This window comes from Micromonospora sp. NPDC051925 (genome assembly GCF_044548625.1).
Taxonomy (GTDB): domain Bacteria; phylum Actinomycetota; class Actinomycetes; order Mycobacteriales; family Micromonosporaceae; genus Micromonospora.
Genome location: NZ_JBIUCH010000011.1, coordinates 1 through 20,224, shown reverse-complemented (window position 1 = coordinate 20,224; position 20,224 = coordinate 1). Strand labels below are relative to the sequence as shown.

The 20,224-nt window shown below is 72.1% G+C and carries 17 protein-coding genes and 1 tRNA gene; 7 read left to right on the top strand and 11 right to left on the bottom strand.

Annotated elements, in window-relative coordinates; genetic code table 11:
- Nucleotides 1-2,589, bottom strand: a complete 2,589-nt coding sequence (gene adhE / locus ACIG87_RS16420; protein WP_396851346.1) for a bifunctional acetaldehyde-CoA/alcohol dehydrogenase — start codon at nt 2,587-2,589, stop codon at nt 1-3.
- Nucleotides 2,590-2,853: 264 nt separating this feature from the next.
- Here adhE and ACIG87_RS16415 point away from each other — a divergent pair, with 264 nt between their 5' ends.
- Together ACIG87_RS16415 and ACIG87_RS16410 are read left to right on the top strand one after the other, a co-directional pair.
- On the top strand, nt 2,854-3,792 hold the full coding sequence (locus ACIG87_RS16415; RefSeq protein ID WP_396851345.1) for a hypothetical protein: 939 nt from the start codon (nt 2,854-2,856) through the stop codon (nt 3,790-3,792).
- Between the two features lie 482 nt (nt 3,793-4,274).
- On the top strand, nt 4,275-4,718 hold the full coding sequence (locus tag ACIG87_RS16410) for an HNH endonuclease (RefSeq protein ID WP_396851344.1): 444 nt from the start codon (nt 4,275-4,277) through the stop codon (nt 4,716-4,718).
- A gap of 415 nt (nt 4,719-5,133) precedes the next feature.
- On the opposite strand, the gene ACIG87_RS16405 is transcribed toward ACIG87_RS16410, so the two are convergent.
- The 3 genes from ACIG87_RS16405 to ACIG87_RS16395 all read right to left on the bottom strand — a co-directional run bounded on the left by ACIG87_RS16405 (nt 5,134) and on the right by ACIG87_RS16395 (nt 9,184).
- The gene (locus ACIG87_RS16405; RefSeq protein ID WP_396851343.1) at nt 5,134-5,382 is read right to left on the bottom strand and encodes a flavin reductase; all 249 of its coding nucleotides are present in this window, start codon (nt 5,380-5,382) and stop codon (nt 5,134-5,136) included.
- 425 nt (nt 5,383-5,807) lie between these two features.
- Entirely contained in the window at nt 5,808-6,575 is a 768-nt protein-coding gene (locus ACIG87_RS16400; protein WP_396851534.1) for an enoyl-CoA hydratase/isomerase family protein, read from the bottom strand.
- A 218-nt stretch (nt 6,576-6,793) separates the two neighbouring features.
- Nucleotides 6,794-9,184: a M4 family metallopeptidase gene (locus tag ACIG87_RS16395; protein ID WP_396851342.1), complete on the bottom strand. Its 2,391-nt coding sequence runs from the start codon at nt 9,182-9,184 to the stop codon at nt 6,794-6,796.
- A gap of 167 nt (nt 9,185-9,351) precedes the next feature.
- Between ACIG87_RS16395 and ACIG87_RS16390 the strand changes: the two genes are divergently transcribed.
- Together ACIG87_RS16390 and ACIG87_RS16385 are read left to right on the top strand one after the other, a co-directional pair.
- Nucleotides 9,352-9,915, top strand: a complete 564-nt coding sequence (locus ACIG87_RS16390; protein ID WP_396851341.1) for a hypothetical protein — start codon at nt 9,352-9,354, stop codon at nt 9,913-9,915.
- A gap of 367 nt (nt 9,916-10,282) precedes the next feature.
- On the top strand, nt 10,283-10,816 hold the full coding sequence (locus tag ACIG87_RS16385; RefSeq protein ID WP_396851340.1) for a hypothetical protein: 534 nt from the start codon (nt 10,283-10,285) through the stop codon (nt 10,814-10,816).
- Between the two features lie 99 nt (nt 10,817-10,915).
- On the opposite strand, the gene ACIG87_RS16380 is transcribed toward ACIG87_RS16385, so the two are convergent.
- The 5 genes from ACIG87_RS16380 to ACIG87_RS16360 all read right to left on the bottom strand — a co-directional run bounded on the left by ACIG87_RS16380 (nt 10,916) and on the right by ACIG87_RS16360 (nt 13,701).
- Nucleotides 10,916-11,338, bottom strand: a complete 423-nt coding sequence (locus tag ACIG87_RS16380) for an ASCH domain-containing protein (RefSeq protein WP_396851339.1) — start codon at nt 11,336-11,338, stop codon at nt 10,916-10,918.
- Between the two features lie 62 nt (nt 11,339-11,400).
- The gene (locus ACIG87_RS16375) at nt 11,401-11,820 is read right to left on the bottom strand and encodes a VOC family protein (RefSeq protein ID WP_396851338.1); all 420 of its coding nucleotides are present in this window, start codon (nt 11,818-11,820) and stop codon (nt 11,401-11,403) included.
- A 35-nt stretch (nt 11,821-11,855) separates the two neighbouring features.
- Complete coding sequence (locus tag ACIG87_RS16370) at nt 11,856-12,260, bottom strand: helix-turn-helix domain-containing protein (RefSeq protein ID WP_396851337.1); 405 nt, start codon at nt 12,258-12,260, stop codon at nt 11,856-11,858.
- A 111-nt stretch (nt 12,261-12,371) separates the two neighbouring features.
- Complete coding sequence (locus ACIG87_RS16365; protein ID WP_396851336.1) at nt 12,372-13,439, bottom strand: hypothetical protein; 1,068 nt, start codon at nt 13,437-13,439, stop codon at nt 12,372-12,374.
- Nucleotides 13,440-13,624: 185 nt separating this feature from the next.
- Nucleotides 13,625-13,701: transfer RNA gene (locus ACIG87_RS16360), tRNA-Thr, on the bottom strand.
- 365 nt (nt 13,702-14,066) lie between these two features.
- Between ACIG87_RS16360 and ACIG87_RS16355 the strand changes: the two genes are divergently transcribed.
- A complete protein-coding gene (locus ACIG87_RS16355; protein ID WP_396851335.1) occupies nt 14,067-15,158 on the top strand; it encodes an ABC transporter ATP-binding protein in 1,092 nt (363 codons plus the stop codon).
- A 75-nt stretch (nt 15,159-15,233) separates the two neighbouring features.
- On the opposite strand, the gene rlmB is transcribed toward ACIG87_RS16355, so the two are convergent.
- On the bottom strand, nt 15,234-16,361 hold the full coding sequence (gene rlmB, locus ACIG87_RS16350) for a 23S rRNA (guanosine(2251)-2'-O)-methyltransferase RlmB (protein ID WP_396851334.1): 1,128 nt from the start codon (nt 16,359-16,361) through the stop codon (nt 15,234-15,236).
- On the bottom strand, nt 16,361-17,776 hold the full coding sequence (gene cysS, locus ACIG87_RS16345) for a cysteine--tRNA ligase (protein WP_396851333.1): 1,416 nt from the start codon (nt 17,774-17,776) through the stop codon (nt 16,361-16,363). Before cysS ends, rlmB begins: the two co-directional genes overlap by 1 nt.
- Nucleotides 17,777-17,839: 63 nt before the next feature.
- Between cysS and ACIG87_RS16340 the strand changes: the two genes are divergently transcribed.
- Both ACIG87_RS16340 and ACIG87_RS16335 read left to right on the top strand, forming a co-directional pair.
- Nucleotides 17,840-18,517, top strand: coding sequence for an IclR family transcriptional regulator (locus tag ACIG87_RS16340; protein ID WP_396851332.1), 678 nt, complete (start codon nt 17,840-17,842; stop codon nt 18,515-18,517).
- A 284-nt stretch (nt 18,518-18,801) separates the two neighbouring features.
- On the top strand, nt 18,802-20,001 hold the full coding sequence (locus ACIG87_RS16335; protein ID WP_396851331.1) for a hypothetical protein: 1,200 nt from the start codon (nt 18,802-18,804) through the stop codon (nt 19,999-20,001).
- Nucleotides 20,002-20,224: the final 223 nt, after the last annotated feature.

Here is a 20,224-nt window from a genome sequence, read left to right as displayed (position 1 = left end):
CTACTCGCCCGGGACCGACGCCGGGGTGCCCTGGTAGGCGGCCCGCATGAGCTGCTGCATGTCGTCGAGCATCGGCATCCGGGGGTTGGCCGGCGCACACTGGTCCTCGTACGCGTTCAGGGCCTGCTGCGGCAGCGCCGCCTCGAACGCCGCCCGGTCGACGCCGATCGCGGCGAACGACGGCTCGATGCCGACCGCGTCACGGAGTCGTTCCACCGCCTCGGCCAGCGCCGCCACCCCCTCCGCCGGGGTGGCCGCCGGCAGGCCGAGCAGCGTGGCGATCTCGGCGAACCGCTCCGGCGCGCGGTAACTCTCGTACCGGGGCCAGCCCGACAGCTTCGACGGAACGGTGCCGTTGTAGCGGATCACGTGCGGCAGCAGCACCGCGTTGGTCCGCCCGTGGGCGATGTGGAAGGTCGCGCCGAGGGTGTGCGACATGGCGTGCACGATGCCGAGGAAGGCGCTGCCGAACGCCATCCCGGCGATGGTGCCCGCGTTGTGCATCCGTTCCCGCGCCTCGGGGTCGGCGTCGACCACCGCCCGTTCCAGGTTGGCGAAGATCAGCCGGATGGCGTGCAGGGCCAACCCGTCGGTGAAGTCGTTCGCGTACACCGAGACGTACGCCTCGATGGCGTGGGTGAGCGCGTCGAAGCCGCTGTCGGCGGCGATGGCCCTCGGCATGCTGGCGGTCAGCACCGGGTCGACGATCGCCACGGTCGGGGTGAGCGCGTAGTCGGCCAGCGGGTACTTCTTGCCGGTCCGGTGGTCGGTGATCACCGCGAACGGGGTCACCTCCGCGCCCGTTCCCGACGTGGTCGGCACACACACCAACCGGGCCAGCGCGCCGAGGGTCGGGAAGGTGAAGGCGCGCTTGCGGATGTCGAAGAACTTCTCCCGCATGTCGTCGAAGACCACGTCCGGGTGCTCGTAGCGCAGCCACATCACCTTGGCCGCGTCCATCGCCGAGCCGCCGCCGAGGGCGACGATGGTGTCCGGCCGGAAGGCCCGCATCAGCTCGGCGCCCCGGTCCACGGTGGCGACGCTGGGCTCGGGTTCCACGTCGTCGATGATCTGGAGGGCGACCTTCTCGGGTCGACGTTGCAGCACCCGGTTGACCCGGTCGACGAAGCCGAGCCGGGTCATGGTGGCGTCGGTGACGACGGTGACCCGGTGCACGTCGGGCATCTCGGCCAGGTAGCGGATCGCGTTCGCCTCGAAGAAGATCTTCGACGGGACCTTGAACCACTGCATGTTGTTGTTCCGCCGCCCGATCCGCTTGATGTTGAGCAGGTTGACCGCCGAGACGTTGTTCGACACCGAGGTACGGCCGTAGCTGCCGCAGCCGAGCGTCAGCGACGGCAGGAACGCGTTGTACATGTCGCCGATGCCGCCCTGGGAGGCCGGCGAGTTCCAGATGATCCGGACCGCCTTGACCCGGCGGCCGAACTCCTCCACCAGTTCCTCGTCGGCGGTGTGGATCACCGCGCTGTGCCCGAGGCCGTGGAACTCGACCATCTGCTCGGCGTACCGCAGGCCCTGTTCGCGGCTGTCGGCGCGCAGCACCGCCAGCACCGGGCAGAGCTTCTCCCGGGTCAGCGGCTCGTCCGGGCCGACCCGGTCGACCTCGGCCAGGATGATCGAGGTGTCCGGCGCGACGGTGATGCCGGCGGCCTCGGCGATCCAGGCGGCGGTCCGGCCGACCACGTCGGGATTGAGTTTGCCGGCGGGGAAGAGCAGGGCCTCCAGCTTCGCCTTCTCCGCCGGGGTCGCCAGGTGGGCGTGCAGGGTCCGGAACTCCTCGATCGCGGCGTCGTGGATCGCCGCGTCCAGGATGACGGCCTGCTCGGAGGCGCAGATCATGCCGTTGTCGAACGACTTCGACAGCACGATGTCGTTGACCGCGCGCTTGAGCTTGGCGGTCGACTCGATCCAGGCGGGCACGTTGCCCGCGCCCACGCCGAGCGCCGGCTTCCCCGCCGAGTACGCGGCCCGGACCATGCTGTTGCCACCGGTGGCCAGGATGGTGGCGACTCCGGGGTGGTGCATCAGCGCGGTGGTCGCCTCGACCGACGGCTCCTCGATCCACTGCACGCAGTGCTCCGGTGCCCCGGCGGCGACGGCCGCGTCCCGTACCGTGCGGGCGGCCTCCACGCTGCACCGCTGCGCCGCCGGGTGGAAGGCGAAGATGATCGGGTTGCGGGTCTTCAGCGCGAGCAGCGCCTTGAAGATGGTGGTCGAGGTGGGGTTGGTGACCGGGGTGATCCCGGCGACCACGCCGACCGGGTCGGCGATCTCGACGATGCCGCTGATCTCGTCCCGGCCGATCACCCCGACGGTGCGGGTCCTGGCCATGCTGTGGGTGACGTGTTCACAGGCGAAGATGTTCTTCACCGCCTTGTCCTCGAACACCCCCCGACCGGTCTCGGCAACGGCGAGCTGGGCCAGCGCGGCGTGCCGGTCCAGCGCGGCCACCGACGCCTTCCGGACGATGTGGTCGATCTGCTCCTGGTCGTACCGGTCGTAGTCGGCCAGGGCCTTGAGGCCGTCGGCGACCAGTGCGTCGATCGTGGTGGCGAGTGCGGTCGACATGCTTCACCTCGGCGGTTGCGGCGTCTCGGGCACCTTCAGCATCGATCGATCGGCATCTCGGCGGTGGGGCGCAAGGACCCGTTCCGGGCTGGCCAAAGGTCCCGATCTCGTGCCGTGCCCGGATGCCGTCGGCCAGCCGAAGGTCCCGATGTCGCGCCATGCCCGGGTGCCGTCGGTCAACCGAAGGTCCCGATGTCGCCCGGCGAACACGCAGCGTCGCCTAGCCGACACCGGGCCTTGCCGCTCCCGCTCACCATGATTGCCATGACGGGCCCGCGAAAGGTCTACGCGTTGCTCACCGTGGCCGCCCTCGGGGTGGCCCTGCTGGCCTGGCAGGCCGGGGTCGAGAACGCCAACGCCGTGGTGGGCCTGGCCGGCACCTTCGTCTCGGCCGCGGCCGGGTTGTGGACGCTGTTCGAGGCCCTCCGCCGGGGCCGGCCCACCCCGCCCGACGGCGCGACCCCGCCCGACGGGACCACCCCGCCCGACGGAGCCGACCAGCCGGAGGGCAGCGGGCCCCGCCGCTCCGGTCACCGCCGGTGGCTGCCGGCCGGGATCGCCGTGCTGCTGCTGGTGGTCGTCGGTACGGTGGCCGCGCTGTCCTGGCCGACGGACCACGAGCCGGACGCGAGGGGTGCCTCCCCCAGCCCGACGGCCGCCACCGACGCCTCACCGGCCAGCCCCACCGCCGAGCCGGACCCCACCCCGGTCGGACCGACACCCACCGCCACCCCGGTCGGACCCACACCGACCCGCACTCCGGTCGAACCGACGCCCACCGCCGACCCGACCCCCACGGTCAGACCGACGCCCACCCCCGGGCCGCCCGGACCGGACTGGGTGCCGCCGTCGGACGCGCCACGGTGGACGCTGTTCGCCGAGGACTCGGTCTACTTCCTGCCGAAACCCCGGCTGGCGAAGGGCACCGGCGCGGGCACCCTTATCTTCCAGGAGAAGGACCACCAACTCGCCCTCTACAACTGGACCGACGACCCGAACGACCTCAGCTACGCGGGCTGCCGGAACCCGAAGGCCCAGCGGTACTCGAGCATCGATCTCGAACTGGTCGACCGCACCCCGGTCACCTACTGCCAGCCGGACCCGGGTGACCCGACGGTGGTCAACTACGTCCGGATCGACCACAACCGCTACCAGGCGAAGCCGGCCTCGGTCGAGGTGACCGTCTGGTCGGTCCGCTCCTGACCCGACACACCGACGGTCGGGCGGGCGGCGGTGCGAGCGGGCACCTTGCGGGCGGGGCAGTGGGCGAGCGATCGGCGGCGGTACGAGCGGGCGGCTGTGCGGGCGGGGCAGTGGGCGAGCAAACGGCGGCAGCGCGGATGGGCATCGAAATGCGTTGCCCGCCCGCACCGCCGCGCCTACCGTGGTCCGCGCAAGGTCAACCAGTCGATTCGGGAGCCCCGCCATGACGTCGTCGCAGCTCACCTGCGGGTGGCCGATGCTTCCCATCGACGGTGATCGCGCCGAACACCTCCGGGACGGGAACCCCGACTGACGCGTGCGCGTGCGCGCCGGCCGCCCTGTCCCACCCGGATCGGGCGGCCTTTCGCCGTCCGGACCGCCACCCTGACCCGGACGGCCCTACGCCGTCCGGACCGCCCCCGGACCGGGCGGCCCTGCGCCGTCCGGTCCGGTTCCGCCGCCGATCGTGAAGGGAGAGCCCGGTGGACGCCGTCCTCGTCATCAACGCCGACCTCGGCCCGCTGCACCGGGTCACCGTCCAGCACGCGATCCGGATGCTCTGCCGCCGGGTCGCCGAGATCCACGAGGCCGAGCCGGACCGGCTGATCGGGGTCTTCCCGGTTCCCCGGGTGGTCCGCCTCGTCCGGTACGTCGTCACCCGCTGGCGGTTCAGCGCCGGACCGGCCTGGTCCCGGGCCGGTGTGCTGCGCCGCGACGGCGGGCGGTGTGCGTACTGCGGCGGGCCGGCCGGCACCGTCGACCACGTGCTGCCCCGCTCGCGCGGCGGCCGGAACACCTGGCGGAACACCACCGCCGCCTGCTACCCGTGCAACCAGCGCAAGGGCGACCGGACGCCGACCGAAGCCGGCATGCCGCTATGCCGGGAGCCGGTGACCCCGAGCTGGGCGAGCCTCGCCGGGCGGTGACGAGACCGGCCGGCGGGCACAGGGGGCCGCGTCGGGGCACGCCCCGGCGCGACGCCCGCCGGCCCCTCGCCACCCGGTAACCCACGGTCAGCGACCGCAGGACTGGCAACAGCGGAACTCCGGCGCGTGGCGCTCGTGCTGGGGCCGCGACGCTGAACTGGGAGCGCGCGACAAGGGCTGTGGAAATCGCGGCGACGCATCCCGGTCGCGCGGGGTCAGGACCGGGTACCGCCGAGTGGGCGCGTTCAGCGCGGCAAGCCGGTGTCGGGGCTGCCAGCCGGACGGGGGGCTCGGCGGTGCCCGGTCGATGGTGCGCCGGAGGTTCGTTCTGGCCGCCCGGCCCCAGTCCCAGGCGAGCCAGCAACCGATGGCCTGGGTGACCAGTGCGGCCGACAACAGACCGATGCCGGCCGGGTCAGGCACGGGGCAGCGTCCTCACCCAGCCGAGGAAGCGACGGTAGGTGGCGATCGGGTCGGGCGGTTCGGGGCAGAGCCGGGTCAGGTCGGCCATCGCCTCCCGGAACAGCTCGGCGAGGTCGACGGCAAGGTTCACCCGCTCCCCCGCGTAGTCGGCGACCAGATCGAGCCTGGCCTGTTCGCAGGGCCAGGGCAGCGCGTCGGCCGTACAGACCCAGATCGGTTTGAGCGGTGCGTGCCTCTGCATCTCGCCTCCGAGGGTGAGGGGCCGGCCTTTCTCGGCACCCCCGCCCCGCTGGGCGACGCCTCCACCGGAGCGGGGGGCTCAGTCCATCTCACCTCGAATGCCGGCGCGTCCCCGTTCCCCGTCGCGGAGGTGAGCGTACCCATCAGCGGAGTTCCCCGGTCGGGCGTTGCTGCGCTGCGTCGGGTGGCCAGGGATTGATTGTGAAGAGTTGTTGTCGCTATAGCGACAAGAAGTCTTCACACAACCTGCTGGCTACGAATCGTGTCGGGATGGGGCGGCCTGACGCTGGGCCCGGGGTCAGAACCGGGACCGCTGGAGGGGACGGCCGCCCGCGTCGCGCGGTGCCATCGCACGTGGGTCGTCCGGGGTACGGGTCTGCGCCGCCGTCGGCCCGGTCCCGGTCGCGCTCGGCGTCCTGACGACGGTCAGTGACCGCCGGACGGGGACCAGCGAAACTCCGGCGTACGGCGTTCGTGGTGGGCGGCCACGCCCTCGCGGGCCTCGCCGCTGTCCCGCACCTTCCGGTGCCACCAGGCGATCCGGGCGGGTCCGGCCCGGTCGTCGATGATCTCCTTGGCGGCGGCGATGCTGAGCTGGGAGCGCGCGGAGATGGCGGCGGTGATCGCGGTGATCCGGCCGGCCAGGTCGTCGGTCACCTCGTCGGCCAGGCCGACCCGCAGCGCCCGTTCGGCGTCGATCAACTCGGCGGTGAAGAGCAGGAACTTGGCCGTGGACGGGCCGACCAGCCGGGTCAACCGCCGGGTGGTGGGTGCCGGGTAGACCAGCCCGAGCCGGGCCGGCGGCACCCCGAACCGGGCGTCCGGGGCGACGATACGCAGGTCACAGGCGACCGCGAGCTGACAACCACCGCCCACGCAGGGGCCCTCGACCGCCGCGACGGTGGGCTTGGTGAAGGCTGCCAGCCGCTCCTCGGCGGCGACGGCGATGCTCCCGTCCCCGGCTTCCAGCAGCTCGTCCAGGTCGCCGAGGTCGGCACCGGCGCAGAACGCCCCGTCGGCACCGGTGAGCACCAGGACGCGGACGGCCGGGTCGGCCTCCAGCCCGTCCAGCAGCACCGGCAGCCGCCGCCACATGGCCGGGGTCATCGCGTTGCGCCGGCCCGGGTTGCGGATCGTCACGGTCGCCACCGCACCGGTCACCTCGACGGTCAGCTCCGCGTCGGACACCGCCACCATCCTCTCTCGCCGCCACACCGGCACACCTGGCCGCCGCCACACCAGCGCACGTAGCCGCCGAACCGTGCCAGGGCACCCACCGGGGCATGCCCCTGCCCGGCACATTATCGCCACCGCGCCGAGGCACGTCGCCGCCGGCGCGGCGGCCGGAACGGCGCGGGCCCGGCGACCACCCGCGAGGGGTGGCCGCCGGGCCCGCCGACGGTGCGTTCAGGTCAGGAGACGTCGAGCGCGGTGTCGTCGACCACGAAGGACGTCCGGAGGGAGGCGTCCTCGGTGCCGGTGAACTTCAGGGTCACGCTCTGGCCGGCGTACGGGGCCAGCGAGAACGAGCGCTGGGTGTAGCCGGTGGCCTTGTCCAGGTTCGAGTAGGTGGCCAGGGTCGCCAACACGGTGCCGGAGGAGTTGAGCACCTGCACCGTGAGCTTGTCGTACGCGGTGGTGGTGGTGACCTCCACCGAGTCGATGTGCAGCCAGAAGCTGAAGTTGTACGTCGTGCAGCCGGCCGGCAGGCTCACTCCCTGGGAGAGCGTCTCGGTCAGGGTCCTGCCGGTGCCGCCCAGCCAGGCGTTCCAGGTGCCACCGTGGGTGGGCTGGCTGGAGCCGTTCTGGCCGATGACGCCGGAGCTGGCCGTCCAGACCGTGTTGCCGGACTCGAAGCCGGGGTTGCCCAGCTTCTGGCCGGTGCCGGTGCAGCCGCCACCGACGCTGTTCACGGTCAGCGCGTAGCTGGCCGAGTGGGCCACCGCGCCGGTGCCGGTGACGGTCACCGTGTAGCTGCCGGCCGGGGTGCTGGCCGAGGTGGCGATCGTCAGGGTCGACGAGGCGCCCGAGGTCACCGAGGCCGGGCTGAACGACGCGGTCGCGCCGGTCGGCAGGCCGGACGCGGAGAACGTCACGGTCTGCGCGGTGCCGCTGGTGGTCGCAGTAGCGACGGTGGTGGCGACCGAACCGCCCGCGGTCACCGAACCGGAGGTCGGGGAGAGCGTGACGGAGAAGTCGTTGCCGGTCGAGGAGCAGGTGGCATCGCTACCGGACACGGCCACCGCGGTCCACGCCGCCTGGACGGCCTTGTACTCGGTGGAGCAGTTGCCGTACAGGTCGGTCGCCGCCTGGAGGCTGTACGCGCGGGCGGTGTTCGACGGGGTGGTGTTGTTGACGTACGAGGTGTTGGAGGTGAAGTACACGTCCAGGGCGCGGTACCAGATCTTCTCGGCCTTGGTACGGCCGATGCCGGTCACCGCCGGGGCGGAGCCGCAGACCGGCGAGGTGCCGTACGACGTGGCGCCGGTGCCCTCGGCCAGGTTGAAGAAGAAGTGGTTGGCCACGCCGGAGGAGTAGTGGACGTCCTTGTTCTTGGTGCTGGTGGTCCAGCAGGAGTCCGACGAGCCGTCCAGGCTCGGGTTGTACATGTAGCGCAGCGGGGTGCCGTTGCCGTTGATGTCGATCTTCTCGCCGACCTGGTAGTCGCCCGGGTCGCTCGGCGCGGCGGCGTAGAACTCCACCATGTTGCCGAAGATGTCGCTGGTGGCCTCGTTGAGGCCGCCCGACTCACCGGAGTAGACCAGGCCGGAGACGGCCTCGGTGACACCGTGGCTCATCTCGTGGCCGGCCACGTCGAGGGAGACCAGCGGGCGGGCGTTGCCGGAGCCGTCGCCGTAGGTCATCTGGGCGCCGTCCCAGAAGGCGTTGACGTAGTTCCGGCCGTAGTGCACCCGGCTCGGCACACCCGTGCCGTTGCCGAAGATGCCGTTGCGGCCGTGCACGTTCTTGAAGTAGTCGAAGGTCTTGGCCGCGCCGAAGTGGGCGTCGACGCCGGCGGACTGCCGGTTGGAGTTGGTGCCGTCGCCCCAGGCGTTGTCGGCGTCGGTGAAGGTGGTGCAGGTGGTGGTGGTGTTATTCATGTCACAGGTACGGCCGTTGCCGTGCGACGGGTCGATCATCTGGTACGTGCTGCCGGAGAGCGTGGTGTCGACGCTGACCGAGCCGGTGTAGATGCCCTGGCCGCTGCCGACCACCGACTCGATCTCGTCGCGCGAGCCGATGATCCGGCCGGTGTTGGCGTCGGTGACGACGTGCAGCTTCGACGGAGTCTGCTGGTCGGCCTTCCAGCCGGACAGCACGGTCTCCCAGGCGAGCCGGCCCTTGCCGGAGGTGGCGTCCACGAAGAGCTCCGGGGCGCCCACGTCGGTGATCTTGCCGGAGAACGCCTTGCGCGAGGTCGCCTTGGCCGCCGCCGGGGAGATCTTCGCGGTGGTGCCGAGGGTGAGCGGGGCGGCCAGGCCGACCGAGGTGCCGGCGAGGGTGCCGTTGGGCGCGGTGTGGATGACGAAGTCACCGCCGTTGACACGTAGACCCTGGTAGGTACGGGTGTAGCGGGTGTGCGCCGCGCCGTTGGAGTCGACCCTGGTACGGACGGCCTGGTACGCCTCTCCGCTGGCGCCCTGCACGGCACCGGGGTTGCTGCGAAGCAGGCTCTCGGCGCGGGCGGCAGGGGCGGTGTCCGGGGCGGGAGCGGCGGGAGCCGCATGCGCTGCGGTGGCGACGCAGGTCAGCAATCCGCTGGTGAGCAGAGCTGTGCTGACGGCGGCGAGGGGTCTTTTCACGTGCCCTCCTGGCAAGGTAAAGATGTGACGGGGGTGGTCACGCATGTAGATATAGCGATACATCGAAGAAAAGAGAAGAGATGGAGCGGTTCCATGACACGAACTGGCCGATCGGGGGATGGGTTCCACCGAGGGAACCGATTGACATCGATGGCCGTCCGACCGGTATGAGATCATCCGTCCTGGTCCTGATCAAGATCACGGTCATCGTCGGCCTGCTGACCGGCTGCTCAGCGACCGAACCGGGCTCACCTACGCCGCCGTCACCCGCCGTCCCAGCCGGAACGACCAGCAGCGCCACCCCGACCGGGGCGAGCGGCACCGCCACCCCAACCGGGCCGGCCGGCGACGCCACCGCGCAGGGCACCAACGCTGCGGGGTCCACCGGCGTCGACCGGGTCACCCTGACCCGCTTCGGTGGTTTCGCCGGCAGCCGCGACACGGTGACCGTCGAACCCGACGGTCGGTGGACCACGACCAACCGGGCCGGCACGAGCCGTACCGGCCGGATCACCACTGCGGACCTCGACCGGCTCCGGACGCTCGTCGGCCCGGCCACCCGCAGCGGCGACGGCGGGCCGCCCGACGGCCGATGCGCGGACACCTACATCTATCAGCTCACCGTCGGGGCACACAGCGTCGACTGGACCGACTGCCCGACCGGGCCGCAACCGCCGGCCGCCGCGAAGGAACTGGCCACCCTCCTGCTGAGGACCACCGCGACCGGCTGACAGCCGTCGCGATCCCGGTTGGCGACAGAATGCCGAACCGATGCCGCCCCGGGAACCGCATCCCGGGCGGCACCGGTCGGATAACCTACCCGCTCCGATTCCCGCGAGGAGCGTTGTGCCGAAGAACCGACCCGCCGGTCCGCGCCGACCCACCGACCCGGCCGGGGCAGGCCAGCCCACCGACCCGGCCGGGATACGCCGACCGAGCGGCCCGGCCCGGATACGCCGACCGAGCGGCCCGGCCGGGGTAGACCAGCCCACCGACCCGGCCGGGGTAGGCCGACCGAACGACCCGGCCGGTCCACGCCGGGCGGTTGGCCTGTCAGGGCAACGCCGGGCGGTCGGCCTGGTCGGTGTGCTTCCGGCGGTGGCCGCCACCGTCCTGGCCACGGGCTGCGCGGTGCCCGACGACGGACCGGCGGCGAACCCCGCCCCGTCGCCGGTGGCCCGGACGCTGCGGACCCCGGACACCCTGCTGGGCATGCCCCGCTCGGATGTCCGGCTACCGGCCGGGCTGCCCCGGATACGGCTGGACGAGTTGACCCGGGAGGCCGCCCCGGCCACCAGCACCACCGAGGGGACGTACGGTCGCGGCCGACCCACCCCGGAGACGATCATCGTGAGCGCCGTCTCGGGCACCATCGCCGACCCGCAGGCGACGCTGACCCGACTGCTGGCCCCGTACAGGCTTCCCAAGCCCAGGACGGTGGAGTTCGGCCGGTTCGGCGGCGAGGCCCGGTGCGGGCGGGGGCGTACCGCCGACGAGGGTCACCTCACCGCCTGCGCCTGGGCCGACCCGGAGATCGCCGGGGTGGTGGTCTTCCTGACCGCCGCCAAGCAGCCCGACCGCAAGGAGGACTTCCTGACCGTCCGGGACGAGCTGGAACGCCCCACCGGCTGACCGGTCAGCCACGCCGAGCCACCCGCGCCCGGTCACCCGCAGTCGCCCACCCACATCCGCACGCGCCCTCACCCGACCACCCGCATCGGCACGCCGCCCTCACCCGACCACCCGGAAGCGCTCGGCGACGGCGAGGGTGTCGTCGTCCACCCGGAACCCGGGGTCGCCGAGCCAGCCCAGGTAGTCGGGCCCGTGCCAGAACTCCTCGTGGCCGGCCCGCCAGGCCGTCACCGAGTCGTGCCCCTCCCCCTCGTCCCGGGCGTGGTCGGGGTCGACGTCGCCGAGCCGGACCACCCGGACCTCGGTCACCTCGATCACCGCGACCGGACGGTCGGCGGAGTCGACCACCACCGCGCGGTCACCGACGACGGGCAGCGGCTCACCGTCACGCTCGTAGTCCTGGAGCAGACCGGTGGTGGCGGTCTTCGCCCCACTGAGCACGGCGGCCACGAGCTGGTCGCGCAACGGACCAGGGAAGGCGAACTCGCACTTCGGCAGGTCGGGGAAACTCGGCGTGGTCACCGGCCGACGGTAGCCCGCCGACCACGCCGCTCACTCCCGGCACTCGGGCGGCAGTGCCACGCTCAGGGACGAGGGAACATCTGGCCGATGCGGATGCGGTTGCCGAACGGGTCGCGGATGCCGAAGTCGATGCCGTACGGGCGCTCGGTCGGCTCGTCGGTGATGTCGACGCCCCTGGCGACCAGATCCTCGTACGTCTTGTGGGCGTCGTCGGTGGTGATGCTCAGCCAACCGCCGATCGCGCCCTTGGTCAACAGCTCCCGGACCTGCTCGGCGGTCGCCGGGTCCAGCGCCGGCGGGCCGGGCTTCTCCAGCAGCACCTCACGCTGCGGGTCGCCGGGCACGTTGACCGTCAGCCACCGCATGAAGCCCAGATCCTGGTCGGTGTTGATCTCGAAGCCCAGTTTGCCGACGTAGAAGTCGAGCGCCTCGTCCTGGTCGAGGACGTAGAGCTGGGAGCGGGTGATCGCGTTCATCGTCATGCCGGGAACGCTAGGCCAGGCCCCTGACCTGCTGCTTATCCAAAACTGCTGGGCCTGGCCCATGCCTTGGTGAAACAGCTCGGCACCGAACCGTCGCCGGCCGACCGCCGGCTGCGGTACTCGCTGGGCGACTCGCCGACGATCTGCCGGAAGGTACGGCTGAACGAGCCGAGGCTGCTGAACCCGACGGCGAAGCAGATGTCGGTGACGTCCCGGTCGGTCTCCACCAGCATCGACATCGCCCGTTCCACCCGACGTCGTTGCAGGTAGCGGTGCGGGGTCTCGCCGAAGGTGGCCCGGAAGGTGCGGATGAAGTGCGCCTCGGAGACCAGCGCGATCCGGGCCAGCGCCGGAATGTCCAGCGGCTCGGCGTACGCCCGGTCCATCGCATCCCGGGCCCGCAGCATGGCCCGGTTCGACTGTTCCACCGCACGACTCATCGGCCCCCGCCCGTCGTCCCCGCTCCGCGCCGACCAGGCTACCCATCCGGACCGGCCGACGAGTGCCCGCCGCGACCGGGCGGCACGGTGGCCGTCCCAGGTCCGCGACGCTCAGCAGCCGCTCCAGCGCATCGGGAGAGAAAGCTGGAGGCCGGTGGCCCGGCCGACGACCGTCCCGTTGTCGGCGATGGCATCGGCGACGGTCCCGGTCACCGGGTCCGACGCGACGCTGCGAAGCGGAACCCGGTGGTCAAGGTGGTCGACCACTGATCCGGCGATCAGGCTACCGCCGGAGTTGACGCCCGCCACGCCCAGCAGGCCGGGCTTCACCGGGGTCGCCACTCCGGTACGCAGGTCCCAGCGCACCATCCGGTCGTACTGACCGTTTGCCGTGTCGGCGACCTCGCCGACCGCCCAGTTCCCCCGGGCCGCCCACACCGACGACTTCACCGCCCCGGGGGCGGTGAGCCGGTCGATCCGCCCGTCGGGACGACGCACCCAGGCGACGGGCGGCGGGACGTCCTCCCGCCCACCGGCCCGACGCACCCCGGCAACGTGCGACGAGCGGTCCTCCCCGGCGGGGGCCGCGCCGACGACGGTGCCGTCGTCGAGGATCGCCACCGGTATGCCGCCGGGCTCGATCACCTCGACGGTGCCCGGCCGGTCGACCGGCCAGAGCAGGGGTACCGGCTCCTCCAGATAACCGCCGAAACCGACGATGTCACCGCGGCTGTTGATGCCCGTGACGTAGGCACTGATTCCGTTCGGTGCGACGGGCAGCGAATCCAGCCGGCCGTCCCGGTAACGCCACGGCCGGTTGCCGGTGCTGTTGTAGTTGTCACCGATCAGCACGCCTTGCCGGTTGACAGCGACCAGCGCGCCGGGCGGGTTCGTCAACAACACGGTGACCCGGGGCCCCTCCCAGCGCAGCAACAGCGACTCCCGCCCCTGGTCGGTGGTCCGCACGGCGTGGTTGACGATGAACCGGCCGGTCGGATCGACGTACAGTGGGCTGCCGGTCAGGCTCACGCCGGCCGGCAGGGGCAGCGGCTGCATCAGGCAGGCCGGGACACTGCTCGGCTTCGGCGCGGCCGTGGCGACGCCGGGCGTGATCAGCGTTGCCGCCAGCAGGCCGGCGGCGAGACCGGCCGAAAGCCGACGCGGGACGATGCGGGTCATGGGGCACCCCGTCTCAGATGGTTGGATGGAGTCCTCCCACCCAACCAGCTGGGCACCCGTACCGGAAGTGACCGTTCCGTCACGAAGTCGGCGACCGGCTCCGGTATGGGGTGGCCGACCGGGACACCCGACCGCGGACGACGAATCGACAAGCGGCAACGCCAGTGGCGGCCGTGCTGTGGAATTGGAGCCCCCGGCCGGGATCGAACCGGCGACATCTCGCTTACAAGGCGAGTGCTCTGGCCAGCTGAGCTACAGGGGCGCGTGGTGCGAGGTCAGCATAGCGACTGACGTCGGGAAATCCCGGCCGGCAGGGTGTCCGAGCATGGAAAACGTCAATCCCGCGCCCGCGCCGCCGACGAATCGATGCGTCGGAGCCCCGTCAGGCGAGGGGATTGATGCCCGGCCGTGCCCGCCTGACCGAAATGCGTATGCCGTCCGTCCCACTCGATGTATCCCGTCTTGGCATGAGTGGAAATCCCGTTTACCGTGCAGTGACGCGGATGACACCTGGGACGGCTCCGGCCGTTCCCCGGATGTGGTCCGCGGGTCGGCACCGTGGGTGCCGACAGCTCCTTCACTCGGATCGTCCGGCACGTTCCTGCCGGTGAAAGGAAGCGCACCACCATGGCTACGGTCACGTACGCGAAGGCGTCCCGGATCTACCCGGGCACCGAACGCCCCGCGGTCAACCAGCTCGACCTCCAGATCGGCGACGGGGAGTTCCTCGTCCTGGTCGGCCCGTCGGGTTGCGGCAAGTCCACCAGCCTGCGGATGCTCGCCGGCCTGGAGGACGTCGACGACGGCGCGATCTACATCGACGACCGGGACGTCACCCACCTCCCGCCGAAGGCCCGCGACATCGCGATGGTCTTCCAGAACTACGCCCTCTACCCGCACATGTCGGTGTACGAGAACATGGCGTTCGCCCTCAAGCTGCGCAAGACCCCCAAGGCCGAGATCGACCGGCGGGTCAAGGAGGCGGCCGGCCTGCTCCAGCTGGAGGAGTACCTCAGCCGCAAGCCGAAGGCGCTCTCCGGTGGCCAGCGCCAGCGGGTCGCGATGGGCCGGGCGATCGTCCGCGAGCCGCAGGTCTTCCTCATGGACGAGCCGCTGTCGAACCTCGACGCCAAGCTCCGCGTGCAGACCCGTACCCAGATCGCCTCGCTCCAGGCGAAGCTCGGCATCACCACGGTCTACGTCACCCACGACCAGGTCGAGGCCATGACCATGGGTCACCGGGTGGCGGTCATGCTGGACGGCGTACTCCAGCAGGTGGACACCCCGCGTGCGCTCTACGACACCCCGGCCAACGTCTTCGTCGCCGGCTTCATGGGCTCTCCCGCCATGAACATCAAGACCGTCCCGCTGAACGACCGGGGCGCGGCCTTCGCCGAGCTGCACATCCCGCTGACCCGCGAGCAGGTCGAGGCGGCCCGTGGCGAGGGTGGCGACAACAAGGTGACCGTCGGTTTCCGCCCGGAGGACTGCGACCTGGTCAGCCCGACCGAGGGCGGTATGCCGGTCGTGGTCGAGCTGGTCGAGGACCTCGGCTCGGACGCCAACGTCTACGGTCACGCCGCACTGGAGGGCCACGAGGAGCGCTTCGTGGTCCGCACCGACCGCCGGACCATGCCGAACATGGGTGACACCGTGTTCGTCAAGCCGCGCGCCGGTCGCAGCCACGTCTTCAACGCGGCCACCGGCCACCGGATCTGATCCACGCGGGAAGGGGCGGTCCGCTTCGGCGGACCGCCCCTTCTTCGCATGCTGTCTCCCCGGGGGAGCGGTCGGTCAGCTCTCCGCGGCGCGGCGGCGGGCCACCTCGGCGAGGGTGACCGCAGCGGCGACGCTGGCGTTCAACGACTCCACCTCGGAGATCATCGGGATGCTGACGGTCAGGTCGCAGGTCTCCCCGACCAGCCGGGACAGCCCGCGTCCCTCGGAGCCGACCACCACGACCAGCGGGCCGACGGCGGCCTCCAGGTCGTACAGGTCGGTGTCGCCGTCGGCGTCCAGGCCGACCACCATGAAGCCGGCCTCCTGGCACGCCTTCAGCGACCGGGTCAGGTTGGTGACCTGGGCGACCGGCACCCGCGCCGCCGCGCCGGCACTGGTCCGCCAGGCGGTCGCGGTGATCCCGGCAGCCCTGCGCTCCGGTACGAAGACACCCTGCGCGCCGAACGCGGCGGCCGACCGGATCACCGCACCCAGGTTGCGCGGGTCGGTCACCCCGTCCAGCGCGACCAGCAGCGGGGCGGCCTGCTCCAACGCGGCGGCCACCAGGTCCTCGAAGGGCTGGTAGGCGAACGGCGGCACCTGCAGGCCGACGCCCTGGTGCAGCACTCCACCGGTCATCCGGTCCAGCTCGGCCCGGCTGATCTCCAGGATGGCGATGCCCCGGTCGGCGGCCGTCCGGGTGATCTCGTTGATCCGGTCGTCGGCGTCGATGCCCTGCGCGGTGTAGAGCGCGGTCGCCGGCACCTGGGCGCGCAGCGCCTCCAGCACCGGGTTCCGGCCGACCAGCAGCTCCGGGGTGTCCCGGGACGGGTTGGACTTGCGTCCCGGCGCGACCCGGGGACCGCTGCGGCCGGTGGGCTTGCCGCCCCGACCGCCCGCGCCGGCCCGGACCGGTGCCATCCCACGGGTGCCCCGGCCCCAGGTGGTGTCCTTGGTGCCGGGCTGGCCGATCTTGGGGGCACGCCCCTCCTCGGCCGCCGACCGGCGCTCCTTGTCCTGCTTCCAGGCGGTGCGCTGGGGCAGCTTCTCGGTGCCCGAGTACGCCTTGTGCCAGGGTCGCTCGTCGGCGGGCAGGGTCTTGCCCCGGCCCGCGAGGGAGTCCTTGTTCTTGCCACCGGAGCCCTTGGGGGCGCCCGCCTTCGGTGTCAGTCGCCGGCCACGGCGCTGCGAGTTGCCGGCCATCAGTCCTGCTCTCCAATAGTCCAACGGGGGCCCTGGGGGGTGTCCTCGACCACCACACCGGCCAGCTTGAGCTGGTCCCGTACGGCGTCTGCGGCGGCCCAGTCCTTGCGGCTGCGGGCCTGCGCGCGCTGTTCCAGGGCCAGCGCGATCAGGGAGTCCACCACGCCGCGCAGGTCGTCGGCGCGACCGCCGCCGGTCCAGGCCGGGTCGAGGGGGTCGACGCCGAGGATATCCAGCATCGCCCGGGTGGCGGCGAGGGTCGTGCGGACGGTCACATCGTCGCCGCCGGCCAACGCGGTGTTGCCGTCCCGCAGCGTCGCCTGGAGGACGGCGAGCGCGGCGGAGGTGTTGAGGTCGTCGTCCATCGCGGCGACGAACCCGGCCGGCAGCTCCCCGAGCGGCCCGGCACCGACCCGCTCGACGGCCCGCTGGACGAACCCCTCGATCCGCCGGTACGCCACCGCGGCCTCACGCAGCGCGTCCTCCGAGTAGTCGATCCGGGAGCGGTAGTGCGCCGCCGCGTAGTAGTAGCGCAGCTCCACCGGGCGTACCCCGAGCGAGTCGACGTAGCTCAGGTCGAGGGCGTTGCCCAGCGACTTGCCCATCTTGGCGCCGCCGATGCTGAGCAGTCCGTGGTGCACCCACCAGCGGGCGAAGGGCAGCCCGGCGGCCTGTGACTGGGCGATCTCGTTCTCGTGGTGCGGGAAGGTCAGGTCGAGTCCACCGCCGTGGATGTCGAACTCCGCGCCGAGGTAACGCAGGCACATCGCCGAGCACTCGATGTGCCAGCCGGGGCGACCCCGGCCCCACGGGGACGGCCAGTAGGCGTCGGCCGGCTCGTCCGGCTTGACGCCCTTCCAGAGCGCGAAGTCCCGGGGGTCGCGCTTGCCCCGCTCCGGGGCGTCCCCGGCGGACTGCATGTCGTCCGGCGACTGACCGGACAGCGACCCGTACGCCGGCCAGGAGGCCACGTCGAAGTAGACGTCGCCGGAGCCGTCGGTGGCCGGGTAGGCGTGCCCGGTCTCGACCAGCCGGGCGATCAGCTCGTGCATCTCCGGGATGTGCCCGGTGGCCCTCGGCTCGTACGTCGGCGGCAGCACGTTCAACGCGCGGTAGGACCGGGCCAGGACCAACTCGTTGGCGTACGCGATCGACCAGAACGGGCGGCCCTGCTCCTGCGCCTTGACCAGGATCTTGTCGTCGATGTCGGTCACGTTGCGGATGAAGGTGACCTCGAAGCCGGCGGCCGACAGCCAGCGCCGCAACACGTCGTAGTTGACGCCCGAGCGAAGATGGCCGATGTGCGGTGGTGCCTGGAGGGTGAGACCACACAGGTAGACCCCCACCTTGCCGGCTTCCCGCGGGACGAAGTCCCGCACCGATCGGGCGGCGGTGTCATACAGGCGTAGCGTCACCGTACCAGGGTAGCTGTCCGTGCTTTCCGGGGTCGGCCCGAGCCGGGTCGTACGCTGCGTGCTGTGGAGACGACGGCGGGGTCCGGTGCGCCGGGTAACGGGACGCCCCCGGGCGGGGAGACGGCGCAGACGCTGGACCGGGGCCTGCGCCTGCTGCACCTGGTGGCCGACGCGTCGGCCGGGTTGACCGTCACCGAGGCCGCCAACCGGCTCGGTATCGGCCGGGCCGCCGTCTACCGATTGGTCGGCGCGTTGACCGGGCACGGGATGCTGCGTCGGGGCGGCGACGGTCGGCTGCGCCTCGGCGTCGGCGTGCTGCACCTGGCCCGGCGGGCCCAGCCGCTGCTGGCCGAGGGGGCGCTGCCCTCGCTGCGTCGCCTCGCCGAGCAGACCGGGGCGACCGCGCACCTGACCGTGGTGGAGGGCGGCGAGGGGGTGGCCCTGGCCGTGGTCGAGCCGAGTTGGACGTCGTTCCACGTGGCGTACCGGCCGGGGGCCCGGCACCCGTTGGAACGCGGGGCCGCTGGGCGGGCCGTCCTCGCCGGCCGGGCCGGCATCGCGGGCCCGGTGAGCACCGCCGGGGAACTGCAGGCCGGGGCGTACGGGGTGGCCGCGCCGGTGCTCGGGGTACCCGGCCTGGAGGCGAGCGTCGGGGTGATCTCGCTGGCCCCGCTGCCGGTCGACACGGTCGGCCCGCAGGTCACCACCGCCGCCCAGACGATCGCCGCCGCGCTGTCCTGACCGTCCGCACCGTCGGGGAGAGCGAGGATGATCGACTCACGTGGGCCGTGGTAGCGGTGTCCCGCCGAGTCGCACCCCGCAACTTCGGCCCACGTGAGTCGATCAAGTCGCACCATCGCCGGTCACCCACCTGTCCGGGCGTTGGTAGTGGGCGGCGGATCGGTTGCGCCGCCCTACCACATGACACGGCGTGAGGGGGCTTGTCCACAGGGTCAGGGATCGCGGGCGAGCGCGGTTGTCCACAGGGGTGTCGCCGGGCGGCCGGACGGTCCGAGGCTGGCGTCATGCCACCTCAACCGCATCGACCGGAGCCCCTCGCCTGGCAGGTGTTCCGCGGCTCGGACGCGATCCGGCGCGGCCTGCTCACCCGGCACCAACTACGCGGGGCAGCCTGGCTCCGCCTCGGTCACGACGTCTATGCCGACGCCCGCCTCGACCGGGACCACGCCCTGATCTGCCGCGCCGCCGTCCTCCGGATGCCCGCCGGGTCGGTCATCGCCGGCCCGTCGGCGGCGTACCTGCACGGGGTGGAGCACGCCGCCGGCTTCGGTGACGAGGTGCACGTGCTCGTGCCCCGGGCGGCGCGGGTCGGCTCCCAGGGAGCCACCACGGTCACCTCCCCCGGTGGCGTCCGGCCCCGCTCCGCTGGTGGGGTACGGCTCGGCTCCCCGGGTGGTATCCGGGTGCATTCCGTTGCCGACGCCGGCGGACCGGCCGGGCCCCGGCGACCGCCCGCGTCCGACCATCACCCTGAAGCCACCCCACTCGACCTCCCAGGGACCACCAGGTCGGACCTCCCTCGGACCGCCAGGTCGGACCTCCCTCAGACCACCAGGTCGGACCCCCCTCAGACCACCAGGCTCGGGCTCCCTGGGACCACCCAGCCCGACCGCTCTGCAGCCATCCCACTCGGGCTCCCTGCGGCCACCACACTCGACCCGCCTCCGATGCCGATCAGCCCACCCCGGTCGTCTCCTGCGCTCGCCGCCTGGGAGACAGCGGCGTGGCTGGAGCCGGTCCGCGCGGTGGGGATCGTCGACGCACTGCTCGGCGGCGGCCTGACCAGCCCGGCCGCGCTCGCCGAGATCGCGCAGCGGTTCGCCGACCGGCGGGGCGGTCGACGGGCCAGCCGGGTCTTCGCACTGGCCGACCCGGCCGCACAGTCGCCACCCGAGTCACACCTGCGGGTCCGGCTCGTGCTGGCCGGCCTGCCCCGGCCGGTCGCCCAGCATCCCGTACGGCTGCCGTCCGGTCTGGTGCTGCATCCCGATCTGGCGTGGCCTGAGTTCCGGGTGGCGGTGGAGTACGACGGCCACTGGCACACCGACCCGGACCAGATGCACCGGGACCGCCGCCGTCTCAACCAGTTGGTCGCTGCCGGCTGGGTCGTGCTGCATGTGACCAGCCGTCGCCTGCGGGGCGACTTCCCAGCCGTGCTCCGCGAGGTGCGCGACGTCCTCGCCCAACGGGGTTGGTGCCGATGATCCACTCCCTTGGGCCGATGTTGCGGTATCCCGCTCGCCCCGACACCGCAATATCGCCCCCATTGAGTGGATCACCGACGGGCCGGGACGCGGAGGGGCCCGGACGACCTCGGTCGTCCGGGCCCCTCCCTCGTGTTTTGACCATCGGGGGGATTCGTAGTGGTCTAGGTCTAGCGATATGGGGAGGACCCTGTCCATGATCTGAGTTTCCAGACAAAGATCA

Coding starts and splice junctions, on each gene's coding strand:
- ACIG87_RS16415 (WP_396851345.1), top strand. CDS start 2,854: ATGACGGGCCCGCGAAAGGTCTACGCGTTGCTCACCGTGGCCGCCCTC.
- ACIG87_RS16375 (WP_396851338.1), bottom strand. CDS start 11,820: ATGACGATGAACGCGATCACCCGCTCCCAGCTCTACGTCCTCGACCAG.
- ACIG87_RS16355 (WP_396851335.1), top strand. CDS start 14,067: ATGGCTACGGTCACGTACGCGAAGGCGTCCCGGATCTACCCGGGCACC.
- ACIG87_RS16405 (WP_396851343.1), bottom strand. CDS start 5,382: ATGCAGAGGCACGCACCGCTCAAACCGATCTGGGTCTGTACGGCCGAC.
- rlmB (WP_396851334.1), bottom strand. CDS start 16,361: ATGGCCGGCAACTCGCAGCGCCGTGGCCGGCGACTGACACCGAAGGCG.
- ACIG87_RS16370 (WP_396851337.1), bottom strand. CDS start 12,260: ATGAGTCGTGCGGTGGAACAGTCGAACCGGGCCATGCTGCGGGCCCGG.
- adhE (WP_396851346.1), bottom strand. CDS start 2,589: ATGTCGACCGCACTCGCCACCACGATCGACGCACTGGTCGCCGACGGC.
- ACIG87_RS16365 (WP_396851336.1), bottom strand. CDS start 13,439: ATGACCCGCATCGTCCCGCGTCGGCTTTCGGCCGGTCTCGCCGCCGGC.
- ACIG87_RS16335 (WP_396851331.1), top strand. CDS start 18,802: ATGCCACCTCAACCGCATCGACCGGAGCCCCTCGCCTGGCAGGTGTTC.
- ACIG87_RS16390 (WP_396851341.1), top strand. CDS start 9,352: ATGAGATCATCCGTCCTGGTCCTGATCAAGATCACGGTCATCGTCGGC.